General features: G+C 65.8%; 10 protein-coding genes. 6 read left to right on the top strand and 4 right to left on the bottom strand.

From position 1 onward, the window contains the following. Window positions 1–21: 21 nt before the first annotated feature. Window positions 22–459, bottom strand: coding sequence for a hypothetical protein (locus QWJ38_RS15940; RefSeq protein WP_290360091.1), 438 nt, complete (start codon window positions 457–459; stop codon window positions 22–24). Between the two features lie 227 nt (window positions 460–686). On the opposite strand from QWJ38_RS15940, the gene QWJ38_RS15935 reads away from it, so the two are divergent. The 6 genes from QWJ38_RS15935 to QWJ38_RS15910 all read left to right on the top strand — a co-directional run bounded on the left by QWJ38_RS15935 (window position 687) and on the right by QWJ38_RS15910 (window position 10,263). Then, a complete protein-coding gene (locus QWJ38_RS15935; protein WP_290360090.1) occupies window positions 687–2,570 on the top strand; it encodes an O-linked N-acetylglucosamine transferase, SPINDLY family protein in 1,884 nt (627 codons plus the stop codon). Next, on the top strand, window positions 2,570–4,936 hold the full coding sequence (locus tag QWJ38_RS15930) for a type I secretion system permease/ATPase (protein WP_290360089.1): 2,367 nt from the start codon (window positions 2,570–2,572) through the stop codon (window positions 4,934–4,936). Before QWJ38_RS15935 ends, QWJ38_RS15930 begins: the two co-directional genes overlap by 1 nt. 3 nt (window positions 4,937–4,939) lie before the next feature. Next, window positions 4,940–6,148 (top strand): HlyD family type I secretion periplasmic adaptor subunit, encoded by a 1,209-nt coding sequence (locus QWJ38_RS15925; RefSeq protein WP_290360088.1) that lies wholly within the window; start codon window positions 4,940–4,942, stop codon window positions 6,146–6,148. Between the two features lie 173 nt (window positions 6,149–6,321). After that, entirely contained in the window at window positions 6,322–7,689 is a 1,368-nt protein-coding gene (locus tag QWJ38_RS15920; protein WP_290360087.1) for a TolC family protein, read from the top strand. Between the two features lie 318 nt (window positions 7,690–8,007). Beyond that, on the top strand, window positions 8,008–8,661 hold the full coding sequence (locus QWJ38_RS15915; protein ID WP_290360086.1) for a glycosyltransferase family 25 protein: 654 nt from the start codon (window positions 8,008–8,010) through the stop codon (window positions 8,659–8,661). 21 nt (window positions 8,662–8,682) lie between these two features. After that, on the top strand, window positions 8,683–10,263 hold the full coding sequence (locus QWJ38_RS15910; protein ID WP_290360085.1) for an alpha-1,2-fucosyltransferase: 1,581 nt from the start codon (window positions 8,683–8,685) through the stop codon (window positions 10,261–10,263). A gap of 164 nt (window positions 10,264–10,427) precedes the next feature. On the opposite strand, the gene QWJ38_RS15905 is transcribed toward QWJ38_RS15910, so the two are convergent. The 3 genes from QWJ38_RS15905 to QWJ38_RS15895 all read right to left on the bottom strand — a co-directional run. Then, window positions 10,428–11,519 carry a glycosyltransferase family 2 protein gene (locus QWJ38_RS15905; RefSeq protein ID WP_290360084.1) on the bottom strand — a complete coding sequence of 364 codons (1,092 nt, stop codon included), beginning with the start codon at window positions 11,517–11,519 and terminating at the stop codon, window positions 10,428–10,430. After that, window positions 11,516–12,397, bottom strand: a complete 882-nt coding sequence (locus QWJ38_RS15900) for a hypothetical protein (protein ID WP_290360083.1) — start codon at window positions 12,395–12,397, stop codon at window positions 11,516–11,518. The genes QWJ38_RS15905 and QWJ38_RS15900 overlap by 4 nt, the downstream gene beginning before the upstream one ends. A gap of 203 nt (window positions 12,398–12,600) precedes the next feature. Further along, window positions 12,601–14,290, bottom strand: a 1,690-nt coding sequence (locus QWJ38_RS15895) for an SPM autocatalytic domain-containing protein (protein ID WP_491572021.1), incomplete at its 5' end; no start/stop codon positions are given.

Below are 14,290 nucleotides of genomic sequence, written 5' to 3'. Positions count from 1 at the left end.
CTTTCCGTTTTTCTTCTTCGATCAATGGCGCCGCGCGGCGCCGCGGGCCAGGCTCACGAAATGCGCGTTCAGCGGCGCCAGCCGCTGCTCGGCCTCCCATTGCGAATGGGCGCGGGCGATCTCGGTATAGAGCCAGGTGCGCAGATGCCAGAGATCGGCCAGCGTGCGGCTGCGGCGGATGCTGCGCAGCAGTTCCTCGACGCCATCGCCCTGCAGATCGTCCAGGCAGGCGGCAAAGCGCTGGCGCGCGCTTGCCATGGCGCCGTGGCCGCCGTTTGCGCCGCGGCCCTGCCAGGGATCAGCCTCGCCGGGCAGCAGGCGCATGAGGCCCTGCCAGATCGAGTCGCCGGCCGGCCGGTTCGCCGAGCGCGAGGCCAGCCGCGTGCTCGCAACCGGGCCCAGCGTCGAGATCGACGCCGCTTGCTTGCGGTTCCAATGCTTGAGCAGGGCGGTCAGCATGGTCGGAATTCTCGGCAGGGCTGCCGGCCGGCAATGACTGGAATAAGGGCGGCTTCTTCGCCCAGATCGTGAAGGATTGGGGTCTTCCCGGGCCCGGCTGCCGCCAGCCGGCCGCTGCAAGCGCCGAATTGCGATCCAATCCGGGCCTTAATCGGGGCGATCCGGCCGGGGCAGGGCTTCTAACATCGCCCAAGCTCAAACAAGCCGCTCGCCGCGGCCTGCCCGCCATGGATCTTTCGACCCCCGCCACCGCCAGCCCCAGCACCGCCCTGCAGCAGGTCGAGCAACTGCTTGCCGTCGCGCGCTCCGGTGTGATGGAGCTCGGCCAGCTGATGGCGCAGGCGCAGACCCTGCAGCAGGCCGGCATGCCCGAGGCGGCGGCCCTGCTGTATCAGAACTGGGTGGCCGGCACGCCGGGCTCGCCCTATCGCCATGTCGCCTGCTTCAACTGGGGCACGGTGCTGGGCGCGCTGCACAAGCATGCCGAGGCCGAGGCCGCCTACCGCCTGGCGCTGAGCCTGGCCCCGCATTTCGCCCAGGCACGCCTGAACCTGGGCCACCAGCTGGAGCACCTGGGCAAGGTCGCCGAGGCGCTGGCCGAATGGAAGACGGTGGCCGAGGACGAGCAGGCCGATGGCGTCGGTGCCGACCGCTTAGGCCTGCGCCTGCATGCGCTGAACAACTCGGCGCGCCTGCTGGAGACGAACAAGCGCTATGCCGAATCGCAGGCGCTGATGCGGCAAAGCCTGGAGCTCAAGCCCGAGCAGCCGGACGTGATGCAGCACTATGTGCACATCCGCCAGAAGCAATGCGACTGGCCGGTCTACCAGCCGGTCGGCGAGGTCACCCACAACCAGCTGCTGTGCAGCACCTCGCTCTTGGCCATGCTCAGCGCCAGCGACGACCCGGCGCTGCAGCTGATGGCGGCGCAGCGCTTCGTGCACGAAAAGGTGGTCAAGACCAGCGAGCGGCTTTATGCGCAGGCAAAGACCCCGCGCAGCGGCAAGATCCGCATCGGCTATCTGTCCGGCGATCTGTGCATGCATGCGGTGGGCCTCTTGACCGCCGAGCTCTACGAGCTGCACGACCGCGAGCGCTTCGAGCTCTGGGCCTTTGACTGGAGCCGCGACGACGGCACGCCGCTGCGCGCGCGCATCCTGAAGGCCATGGACCACCATGTGCGCCTGCATGGCGTGGACGACCGCCGCGCCGCGCAGCTGATCGCCGAGGCCGGCATCGACGTGCTGGTCGACCTGCAGGGCCTGACCAATGGCGCGCGGCCCAATATCCTGGCCTACCGCCCGGCGCCGATCCAGGTCGGCTATCTGGGCCTGCCGGCTACCTCGGCCCTGCCGGGGGTCGACTGGATCATTGCCGACCGCTTCGTGATGCCGCCGGAGTACCTGCCCTATTGCACCGAGAAGCCGATCTACCTGCCCAACAGCTACCAGGTCAGCGACCGCCAGCGCGAGGTCGGCGCGACGCCGACGCGCGCGCAGTACCACCTGCCCGAGGACGCCTTCGTCTTCTGCTCCTTCAACAACAACCACAAATTCGGCGAGGACGTGTTCGCCAGCTGGATGCGGGTGCTGGCCCAGGTCGACAACAGCGTGCTGTGGCTGCTGGCCGACAACGAATGGTCCAGGGCCAATATGCTCAAGCTTGCCGCCGAGCATGGCGTGGCCGCCGAGCGCCTGATCTTTGCGCCGCGCGTCGCGCCGCCGGACTATCTGGCCCGCTTCCAGCTGGCCGACCTGTTTCTCGACACCTTCCCCTACAACGCCGGCACGACGGCCAGCGACTGCCTGTGGATGGGCACGCCCATCCTGACCCGCGCGGGCCGCAGCTATATCTCGCGCATGGCCGGCAGCCTGCTGAGCGCCGTCGGCCTGCCCGATCTGATCACCTACAGCCTGGAGGAGTACGAGCAGCGCGCGGTGCAGATCGGCCGCAAGCCGGCCCGTGCGGCGTCCTACAAGCGCTACCTGCGCGAGCAGGGCCGCAGCTCGGCGCTGTTCGACATGCCCACCGTCGTGCGCGACCTCGAGCGCGAGTTCGAGACCCTGGCGCTGGCCCAGCGCCGCCGTGAGCAGGCGCAGCAAGGCAGCTGATGCGGCAGCCCGGGCGTCACGATCCCTTCTTTGACGGCGGCCGGCCCGGTGCGGCGCCGGCGCGCGGCGGCCTGCGCCTGGCCGCCGACAGCACGGTCGACCGCGCGCGGCCGGCGGAACCCGATGATCCGCTGCAAGGCCTGGCCGAGCAGCCGGTCGGCGATCCGCTCTTGCAGGCGCTGGCCTGGCTGACCCGTCATCATGGGCGCGCGCGCTCGCCCGAATCGCTGCGTGCCGGCGCCCCGGTCGACGGCGCGCTGGCGCCCGACCAGGCGCTGCGCCTGATGCGCGAGGCCGGCTACAACGCCGGCCTGCTGCGCAAGACGATCGACGAGATCAATCCGCTGCTGCTGCCGGCCGTGCTGCTGCTCAATGGCGGCGATGCCTGCGTGCTGGTCAAGCGCCTGGACGATGGGCGCTACGAGGTGGTCTTCCCCGGCCCCGAGGCGGCTGCCTGCACGGCGACGACGGCCGAGCTGGAGCCCGAGTTCAGCGGCTTCGTGCTGGTGGTCTCGCCGCAGGAGCAGTCGCAGGCGCATCAGCGCAATCCGGGCGAGCAGCCGCTGCTGCCGCCGGCCGGCGATCACTGGCTGTGGAGCACGCTGAAGCGCTTCGTGCCCTACTACCGCTCGGCGATGCTGGCGGCGCTGCTGTCCAATGTGCTGATGCTGGTCTCGGGCCTGGTCACCTCGGTGATCTACGACAAGGTGATCCCGCACCAGGCCATCGTCACCCTGTGGACGCTGGCCGTCGGCGCCGGCCTGGCCCTGCTGTTCGACCTGTTCGCGCGCCAGCTGCGCGCGCATCTGATCGACCTGGCCGGCCGCAAGGCCGATCTGATCATCGGCGCCAAGCTGTTCCGCCAGACCCTGGGCGTGCGCATGGAGCACAAGCCGCCCTCGGCCGGCTCCTATGCGCATTACCTGGCCCAGGTCGAGATCGTGCGCGAGTTCTTCACCTCGGCCACGATGTCGGCGCTGACCGATCTGCCCTTTGTGCTGATCTTCGTGGCGATGACCTTCGTGGTCGGCGGGCCGCTGGGCTGGGTGCTGGTGCTGGCGATCCCGCTGATCATCGGCCTGAGCCTGGTGATCCAGAGCAGCCTGCGCCGCGCCATGCGCACGAACATGACCGAGATGGCCGATCTGCAGGGCACCCTGGTGGAGGCGATCGAGGGGCTGGAAGACCTGAAGACCTCGGGCGCCGAGGGCCGCTTCCTGCGCCGCTACGAGAACAGCACGGCCATCGCCGCCGAGTCGGCGCTGCGCGGCCGCACGATGTCGAGCTGGAGCAGCAATATCGCGATGACCATGCAGCAGGCGATCAATCTCGTCATGCTGGTCTGGGGCGTCTACCTGATCCAGGACGGCAGCATCAGCCAGGGCGCCCTGCTGGGCGCGGTGATGTTTGCCGGCCGCGCGACGATGCCGCTGAGCAGCCTGGTCGGCCTGGCGACGCGCTACCAGGGCGCGCGCGCGGCCATGCTCTCGCTGAATTCGGTGATGAGCGCGCCGACCGAGCGCCAGGCCGAGCGCAACTATGTGCCGCTGGCCCAGGTCAGCGGCCGGCTGGGCCTGAACGACGTCGGCTTCGCCTATCCGGCCCAGGGCGACGCGCAGGCGCCCAAGGTGCTGAAGAACGTGACGATGCGCATCGCCGCCGGCGAACGCATCGCCGTGCTGGGCCGCATCGGCAGCGGCAAGTCCACGGTCTTGCGCCTGCTGGCCGGGCTTTATCAGCCCACCGAGGGCATGGTCGAGATCGATGGCATCGATTTGCGCCAGATCGATCCGGCGGAGTTCCGCGGTCGGGTCGGTTTCGTCTCGCAGGAGCCGCGGCTGTTTCACGGCAGCTTGCGCGACAACGTCTTGATGGGCCGGCATTTCGATGCCCAGCGCCTGGTCGAGGTGGCGCGGCTGACTGGCCTGGACCGCGTGGTCGCCCAGCATCCGATGGGCTGGGATCTGCCGGTGGGCGAGATGGGCTCGCTGCTCTCGGGCGGCCAGCGCCAGCTGGTCGCGCTGGCACGCAGCTTGGTCAGCAAGCCGCAGATCCTCTTGATGGACGAGCCGACCAGCTCGATGGATGCGCAGTCCGAGATGGCCTTCCTGCGCCAGCTGCGCGACGCGGCCGGCAACTGCACCCTGATCGTCGTCACCCACCGGCCCGCGGTGCTGGAGCTGGTCTCGCGCGTGATCGTCGTCGACAGCGGCCGCCTGGTGCTGGACGGCCCGCGCGACCAGGTGCTGGCGGCGCTGTCCGGCGTGCGCCCGGCCCAGGCGGCCCCGGCCGAGCAGCAGCAACAGGCCTCCAATCTGCATATGCATCCGGCCGCGCAGCCGGTGCAGCGCTCCGCCTCGGTCTAAGCCATGTCCGCAGAACGCAGTCTCAGCCGTGAAGAAGGCCTGTTCGTCGGCAGCGTGCAGTCGGCCCTGATCGACGAGCCGCTGCCGCGCGCCGTCTGGGCGCTCTACCTGCTGCTGGTCGTGCTGGCGGTGGCGATCGCCTGGTCCGCCTTTGCGCAGGTGGACGAGATCACCCGCAGCCAGGCGCGCATCGTGCCCGACGGCAAGGAGCAGATTATCGCCAGCCTGGAGACCGGTACCCTGGCCGAGCTGCTGGTCAGCGAGGGCGAGGAGGTCGAGGCCGGCCAGCCGCTCGTGCGCCTGGACCCGACCCGCGCCGAGGCGGCGCAGAACGAGAACCAGGCCAAGCGCCTGGCGCAGATGGCCCAGGTGGCGCGGCTGCAGGCCGAATCGACCGGCCGCGCGCTGCAGTTCCCGCCCGAGGTGCAGCAGGTCAGGCGCATCGTCGAGGCCGAGACCGAGGTCTTCGAGGCGCGCCGTCGCCTGCTCGACGAGGCGGTGGCCAGCATCAACCGCAGCATCGCGCTGCTCGCGCGCGAGCTGAAGCTGGCGCAGGACATGGCCGGCAAGGGACTGATGTCCGATGTCGAGGTGATGCGGCTGAACCGCCAGGTCAACGAGCTGCAGCAGCAGCGCAATGAACGGATCAGCCGCGCGCGCCAGGAGGCCAGCGCCGATCTGGCCCGCGTGCAGACCGAGCTGGCCCAGGTCGACGAGCAGGCGGTCGTGCGCCAGGATTCGATCAAGCACACGGTCTTGAAATCGCCGGTCAAGGGCCTGGTGAAGAACATCCGCATCAACACGGTCGGCGGCGTGGTCACGACCGGCGCGGCCATCATGGAGATCGTGCCGCTGGGCGCGCGCGTGCTGGTCGAGGCGCGCATCAAGCCCAAGGACATCGGCTTCGTGCAACTGGGCCAGCCGGCCGTCGTCAAGCTGGCCGGCTACGACTACAACGTGATCGGCGGCCTGCACGGCGAGATCGAGTACATCAGCCCCGACGCGCTGGGCGAGGCCGACAAGGGCGGCGAGGGCACCTATTACCGCGCCATCGTCGCCGCCGAACGCGCCGACCTGCACCTGAAGGGCGAGCCCCTGCCCATCATCCCGGGCATGACCGCGACGGTCGAGATCCGCACCGGCGAGCGCTCGGTGCTCAGCTACATCCTGCGGCCGATGCTGAAGTCGCGCGAGGCGCTGCAGGAGCGCTGAACCCGCGGCGCGCGATGCCCGCATATGCGGTGCAGGCGGCCTCCTTATCGCGGCTTCGCAAGCGCTCGCTGCATGGTGTCATACGGGGCATCTGTTCTGCTCCCGGTAGTGCGTCCGTGAACATCGTCTCCACCCCCCAATCCGCGCGCCTCGGCGCCGGTCTTCTGCTCAGCTTGGCCCTGTTGTCGAATGCCGGCACGGCCGCGCCGAGCAAGGCGCCCGCCAAGCCGCAGCCGCCAGCCGCCTCGACCGAGGCCCCGCCGCCCGCCCAGAGCCGCTGCGAAGGCGAGGGCGCGCCGAACCCGCAGGCGGCGCGCGATGCCGAGCTGCTCGAGACCTCGAGCACCGATCCGCGCGCGCAACTGCAGCAGCTGGTGCAGCTCTCGCTGGAGCGCAGCCGCAGCATCGGCGCGGTGAAGCTGCTGACGATGGCGGCCGAGGCCGATTACGAGGAGGCCAAGGCGCAGCGCATGCCCACCGTCAGCGTCGGCGGCACGGCCGGCCATGTCGGCGGCGTGCTGGAGGGCGTGACGACCGCGCGCGGCCTGCAGGCCCGCGGCGCGCTCAATGTGACGGCGCCGCTGTACGACTCCGGCCGCATCAGCAAGCTGACCGAATGGCGCCGCCAGCTGGCCGACGCGGCCCGCTTCGGCCAGACCGGCGCCGAGGAGCAGCTGGCGCTGCAGACGGTGGCGCTGGCGCTGGACCGCGGCCGCTACCAGCTGCAGGCCCAGGTCTATGCGCAGTACACGCGCAAGATGGCCTGCCTGGTCGAATCGCTGGAGATCATCACTAAGGCCGATCGCGGCCGCGCCAGCGAACTGGTGCAGGCGCTAAAGACCCAGCAGCAGGCCGATCTGTCCTATGCGCAGACGCTGTCGGCGCTGCGCCAGACCGAGGTGCGGCTGAAGCGTTTCGTCGGCGACCCGCTGCCGCGCGCGGCCAGCATGAGCGCCGTGCTGGCGCAGCTGCCCGATCTCAACGAGATGCAGGCCGACGTGCTGCTGGCCGCCGACGTGGCCCAGGCCGCGGCCCAGGCCAAGGCGCAGTTCAGCTATGCCGAATCGGTCAAGGCCGGCCAGGGGCCCAGCGTCAGCCTGCTGGTCAATGGCTCCACCTCGACCGGGCAGACGCGCCAGAGCGACTGGCTCGGCGGCGTCAGCGTCAACATTCCCATCGTCACGCCGGGCGCCGATGCGGCCGTCACCTCGGCGCTGCGCCGCGCGCAGGCCGCCAATCTGCAGCGCGACGAGGCGATCGAGGCCAAGCGCTACCGCGTGCAGGAAATGCACGAGGCCGCCAGCTCCGCGCTCGACCGCGCCCGCCGCGTCGTCGACATCCTGCGCAACAGCGAACGCGTGCGCGCCTCGACCCTGCAGCAATGGCAGCAGCTGGGCCGCCGCTCGCTGTTCGACGTGATGGCCGCCGAGGGCGACTACTACTCGATGCGCATCGCCCATGTGAACGCCTTGTTCGACGCCGAACAGGTGGTGGCCATCATCTGGTCGCAGGGGCGGGGGGTGATGACGCCGTTGCGCTGAAGAAACTGCATGCTGGCTTGCGTCCGGTTTCGGTCTTGCGTGATCTCTCGCCTCAGCTTTGAGGTGCAAGTTTTGCTATCGGGACTTTCCTGGTGCTCAACTGTGATCTGAATTGACCGACCGAAGTCCACATATTCGGCTCTTTGCTGACATGTACTCCCCTTAGAGTTCATGTCAGATGCACCGCTGGCCGGTGCCGACGTGTCCGCTGGTCGGCGACTCTGTAGGAAGATCATTGTGTCGGCTCCTGCAAGACCGATCAGGGGATCGCCATGCACCGATGTGCGATCTACCAATCGTTTCCGGCAAGCTGCCATCATGCTGAAGATATACGCCATCAATCTCGATAAGCGCGCCGACCGCTGGAACGATCTGCAGGCCACCAGCTTGTCGAAGGGGCTGAATCCGGCCGCGATTCAGCGATGGCCAGCAGTGGCCGACGCGGACTTCGGTGCACTGGGTTGCGCCAAGTCGCATGTCGCGGCGCTGTCGCATTTCCTGACGCAGGAAAGCGCACCCTACTGCTTGGTGCTCGAGGACGATTTCGAGCTCGTGCGGCCCTGGGGCGAGTTTGTCAACGCGTTCAATGCGCTGGCTAACGAACGCGTTGATTGGGATGCGCTATTGCTGATGGGTACGGCCGTGCTGGCGCCGCCACCTCGCGAGCCGGGCGTTGCGCGATTGCTTGAGGCGCAGTCGGCCGCCGCTTACTTGGTCAGCCGTCGTTACGCGCCTGCCGTACTGGCGTGCTTTGCTGACTGCATCCCGCAGATGGAAGCTCTGCGCGGCCTGCAGCCCCGCGCTGCGGTGACGGCGCGTTTGGCGATTGACCAAGCATGGAAGACGCTGCAGCGGCGTGATCGCTGGTACATCTTCTCACCCGCGTTCGGTCGCCAGAGGCCCTCGTTCTCGGACATCGAGCAGCGTGACGTCAACTACGACGCAATGACCTATGGCCTCACGGCCGCCTGACCTCAAGAAAGCCCGAGATCCATGGATGCTGTCATCGCCAATTCCGTCGCGACCGCTGCACCTCCTCTTGCCTGTACTTTGGTGCAGCGCTTGCAAGGGGGCATTGGCAACCAGCTATTTCAGATCGCGTTTGCGCTGAAGCTGGCGCGTGCCAGCGGCAGTCGCGTGACCTTCGACGAAAGTTCGTTCGCGCGCGATGGTTTCGGCCGCAACTCGGTATTGCGGCGCATCCTTCCCGATGCCGAGTGCACCGAGATTGCCACGCTGCGCGGCGAGGGCATCCGCCTGTTGCGCGAGCCCGATTTCGTGGTACCCGAAGGTGGCCTGCCGGATCGTTACAGCCTGCCGGCTGAGATCAGTCATCTTGTGATGGATGGCTATTGGCAAGATCACCGCTTTGTCGACGCGCGTGATCTGGCGATGCTCCGCGAGCAACTGCGGCGTTGTATCGAGCCGGCCGTTGCATCGTGGGCAGACCGCATACGTAGCGCGGTGAGGCCGACCGCAGTGCACCTGCGCCGCCATGACTATAGCCATCATGGCATCTGCTCGACAGACTACGTGCTGCAATCGTTGCGCTGGCTGGCCGCACGTCGCGGCCCCCTAGACCTCTTCGTGTTTTCCGACGAACCGAACTTCACGAGCCATTTCCTGAAGCAGGCAGGCATCGCACACACGCTGGTAAGCAGCGGCGACGATCTTGCCGACCTTTGCCTGATGTCTCTGTGTGGTCGCCATGTGATCTCGAACTCCACCTATTCCTGGTGGGGAGCCATGCTATCGGGCAGCGATGACGTGAGCTATCCGGACCCCTGGTCGCTGGTTCACCAGCCGTCCCTGCACCTGTGCCCGCCCCGCTGGCGCCGAGTGCGTGACGCTTTGGAGACGCCGACACCGGCAGCTGACTTCCGCGCAGTCCTCGACCGGGAGCAGTTTCGCGTCGACTTTCAGACCTTCTTTTCGCAGGGACAACTGCCCGCCGACTGGACCGTGCAGCAGCGCCCCTGCCTGGATGACGCCACGACCACGACGGCGATCGACGCGCACTACGTCTATCACACGGCCTGGGCCGCCCGCCGCTTGGTTGCCAACCCGGTGGCGGAGCACGTCGATATCGGCAGCGATCACCGCTTCACTACCATTGCATCGGCGTTTCAGCCCATGCGTTTTCTCGACTACCGGCCCTGTGAGGTGAAGCTGCCGGGCCTTGTGGCTGGTCATGCAAACCTACTCGATCTGCAGATCGATAATGGCTCGATCCAGTCGCTATCGTGCATGCACGTGATCGAACACATCGGTCTGGGCCGCTACGGGGACCCGATCGACTTCCACGGCGCCGATACCGCGATGGATGCGCTAGAGCGAGTGTTGGCGCCGGGTGGCCTGCTGTACTTCGTGGTGCCGGTCGGTGAACCTTGCGTCGTGTTCAATGCCCATCGTATTTTTAGGGCCTCTGACATCGTGCGTCGCTTTGGAAGGCTGGAACTGGTCGAGTTCTCGCTCGTCAATGACAACGGCCGCTTCGATGAGCATGTCGCACCCGAAACGGCCGACGGACAGCGCTACGCCTGTGGCTGCTTCCTGTTTCGCAAACCCGCCTGAGATCAGGCCGCGGGCGATGGCACTCGCATGGAGCCAGATTAATACGGGTTTCGTAGCAAGGTACGACTCCGCAGCCGGAATACACAGCAGCGACCCAGGCGCAATAGGCGCGCCTGCGTCTTGATCAGGTGACGCAATCCGCGCCGTAGTCCGTCAAATCGATCTCAGCGAAACCGCAATTGTGGCAGTCGCCCGTAGAGCGACGGATCCCCGTCGAGGTAGCGCATGCGAGCGAACGAGGCGATGATGCGACGCAGTGCAATCGCGTCATCGGGCGTTGCAGCGATCGGCGGCAGATCCTGTTGCGATAGCAACTGCGCGATGCGTCCCGCGGCGGCGATAAGTTGTGTGGCATGTTGCGGATCAACGCCTGCCTGAGTCAGCCGCAGAGTCCACCGATTCACGAAATTCGCATCGTTGACCGGTTCGCCGCCTTCACCGAAGGACTCGGTCAGCACGCTGTTCGACTCGACAAAGAGCGCATGACTCTCGCATGCGAAATCGAAAGCCACGAGGGCGGCCGGATCCCAGAATACGTCCTTCGAATCGACGTCGGCGAGGTGGTCGTATTGGACATGCCAGCCTCGGGCCCTCTCGGCATCGGAGAAACGGGCCTTGCGTTCGGCAAGGATCTTGCGACGACCATGTTCGAGGCTGCGCACCGGGTAGTGCTTGTGGATGAATCGCGTCGGGAACACGCGTCCGCCGGGCACCCGAATGTGGTGTCCCCCGAGCGACGCGATGTCGACATCCGGGTGCGCCTTCCATGCTTTCACTTGACGCTGGTTGAATCGCTCGATACTCGAATAAAGCGTCATTGACGACTCGAAGTCGCCGCAGACGCGCGTGTCGGCCGTCAGACGAAAGTTGAACAGCTTGAAATTCACGAGGTTGTAGCCGGCGCCGTCAACCCGATCCAAACCCTCGCGCAGAGAGAGCTCCGGCCAGGGGGCGTAGCGGATCTCATCGGCGTCGACATGCAAATACCAGTCGTGGCCAAGCCTGCGCGAGAGCTGCTCCTTCATCCGCAGCAGCGCTGTCCAGTCGTAAACCTCCCGCCCGTTCTCGTGAAAGCGGGCCGTCTCAATGTCGACCACGCCGCGCCCAACCAGGTCGGAAACCACATCGGCGGTGCCATCGGTAGACGCGTTGTCTATCAGGTAGACATCAACACCCTGCTCGATCAGCTTTGTGACGGCTTCGCGCACCACATCGGCTTCGTTATAGACCGCCATGATGGCGCACGCGGTTTTCATGCCCCAATCTCCTGGCGTATTGAGTCGACGGAGCCGTTGATGGGCTGCCGCTCCGCGGCACTGGCGCGGAAGCGCTCCCGGAGATTGACGAACTCCGCCAGGTATTCCGGAAAGCCTTGGTCTCGGTAGGCGATCTTCAGAGCGTCGCTCAGAATGGCCTCGCCGCGATGTTCCGAGAAGCGCGTTGCCGACCAGGCGAATCGAAAAGTGTCGGCCGCTCGGCTGCGCCAATGCGTTTGCGTGCTGAGCAGATACGAAGCTGTTCGCTCCATCATGAATACCTTGCGGTGCGCTCCCCCTGCGTAGCTGGTGGGTTTGGTCAACTCCCGTTGCAGCGCGGTCTCCGGCCCTTCGCAGATGCAGAACAACTGTTCATTCAGGGCAAGCCATTCACGCCAGAAGGCAGGCCTGGCCACAAAGTAGTTGGAGAAGACGGTCTGGCGAGAATCCATGATCATGCCGCCTAGATTCCTTGTCGGCCGCCCAACTGCCTCCAGAAAGGCACCAAAAGCCTTGATGAAGCCCGGGTCGAAAACTTCCGCTTGCTCGAATACGTTGAGAAAGAATGCGCCCATATCGGGCTGAGGCGAGAACAGGTAGACGTCCGTGTTCGGCGCATGGGTCTGCACGAAGCTCGTGACGCTGGCGTGCGTCAAACCGGTCTTGCTGCTGAACTTAGGCGAAAAGAAGCCATAGAAAGCGTCCTCTGCCAAGTGCTCGCTTATTAGGAAGCGGCGTATCGCCCAATACTCGTACCAGTCAGGACGCTGGTTGTCGAGATTGTCGAGTAGCAGGTATTCAGGATCCACGCTCGCGAGCGTCGAATTCGAATAGGCTATCTGATACAGCCGGACAGGCGATGAAGTTCCAAGACCCATGTGCCGAGTCTATGCCGGTCGCAAAGCGCAGAATGATCAAATAGCGAGGGATAGGCCTGGCATCTGATTTGTTTTCCGCATGCTGTTGACTTGGCTGCTTGCTTGGCAAGCACTGCTCTTCTCCGAACGAAAAGACGGATTCTTTCTACTGCATAGCGTGCGCGGCATCTCTAGAAATGCCGCGCCGCCGTTGCGATATCAGCTTAGAGCAGGGGGCCGCCGAGCCTGTTGCGTTCTTCGTCATCGATCAGTTTGCGATCGACGATGGCTGCCTGGTGCGCATTGGTTGCCTGTGTCGACGAAGCTATCGTGTCACTGTTGTCGCCGAGAAGATGACTGCTCGGCGCAGCAAGCACATCGCCCAGGCCAACACTCGGCTTCGCTTCGTTCACCTGCGGTGTCACATCCTTCGCGAACCAGACATCGGCCATCTCGTGCGTTACGCCATCGGCCGTCTTGTAGCCCGAGATTAGGCCCACGAGATTGCCGTTGTTGACGTCGGAGCCTGCCTTCGCGTTCAAGTCAAGTTCCGTGATGCCCAAATCGGCCAGATTCTTCAGTTCGCCGGCGTCGGTCCTGCCGTTGTGGTTGGCATCGACCCAGATACGCAGGTCCTTGAATGCAGCATCCGACTGATTCAGCACGCCGTCGTGGTTGCCGTCCAACTGCTGTAGCGCGATATAGCCGTTCGCAGCGCGCTGTCCGTTGGTCAGCATGGTGCCGTTGCCGAACAGTTCGCCGCCATTGTTGATGACGCCGTCCCCGTTGCGGTCGATCGCCAGCAGGCCGTCTCCACCTCCGACCCAGCCGTACTTGCTGGCGCTGTTGCCGGTGTTGTTGAGATCGAAGTGCACGCCATGGCTGGCGGACAAGGTCTCGATCCCATTGCCGTTCAGGTCCAGCATGATCGGCGAGGTCAGGAACAGCGCGTCAAGTTGGTCGCCAGTCATGGCCGCCGTGGCTGCCGTGTTGTGAACCAGCGCCGCGGCCTGTGTCATATCCATCTTGGCAATGTCTTCTGCCTCGAAGCCCAGGATCTGTGCGGACGTCATCGCGGCCAATTCCTCAGTGCTGAGGCCGGCGATCTGATGGGTCGTGAGGGCCATGATGTCCTCCGAGCCCAAGGCTACGAAGGCCTCGGTCGTCAGCGCATGAAGCTGTGCCGAACTCAGTGCCGCCACATGGGCGGTCGTCAAGGCACCAATATCATCCGACTGCAGGGCATGGACCTGACTGGTCGTTAGCGATGCAAGCTGGCTGGAGGACAGTGCGCCGATTTGGCTGCTGGTCATCGCATGGACCTGATCTGCATCCAGTCCGCGCAAGCTCGCAGTGCTGAGCGCATGAATGTCTTCGGTGCCGATCGCCGCAATGTCGGCCGTATCGATGCCTCTGATTTGGCTGCTGCTGAGCGCCGCAAACTGACTGCTGGTCAGCGCCTCGATCTGGCTCGAATCGAAGGCGTGGAAATCAGCTGAGCTGAAGGCGCGAATGCCTGCACTGCTGATCGCTGCCAGGTCCTCGGTGCTGATCACGGCTGCCTGCGCCGTCGTCAGCGCCCCAAGTTGGGCCGTCGTCATCGCGCTGAAGTGGCTGCTGCTCATCGCCTGCACGTCGGCCGTTTCCATCGTGCCGATTTGCGTCGTGGTGAGCGCCCGGATCTGGTCGGTGCTGAGCTGCTGGATTTGAGTGGTGCTCAGTGCGTTCAAGTCGTCACTGCCCAGGCCGCGGATTTGGGCGGTGGTCAGTGACTTGATCTGGTCCGTCGTCAGGCTGCCGATCTGGGCGGAGTCCAGAGCGCCGAGCTGGGCGCTGGACAGGGCACGGATGCCGGAGGTGCCCAGCGCGACCAGGTCAGCGCTGGTCATGTGGGCGACTTGCGCGGTGGCGATG

This window comes from Roseateles violae, from assembly GCF_030410485.1.
In the GTDB taxonomy this organism is placed as follows: Bacteria; Pseudomonadota; Gammaproteobacteria; order Burkholderiales; family Burkholderiaceae_C; genus Roseateles_D; species Roseateles_D violae.
Note: the sequence above shows the minus strand (reverse complement) of the source record. Positions and strands in the feature narration are given on the sequence as shown.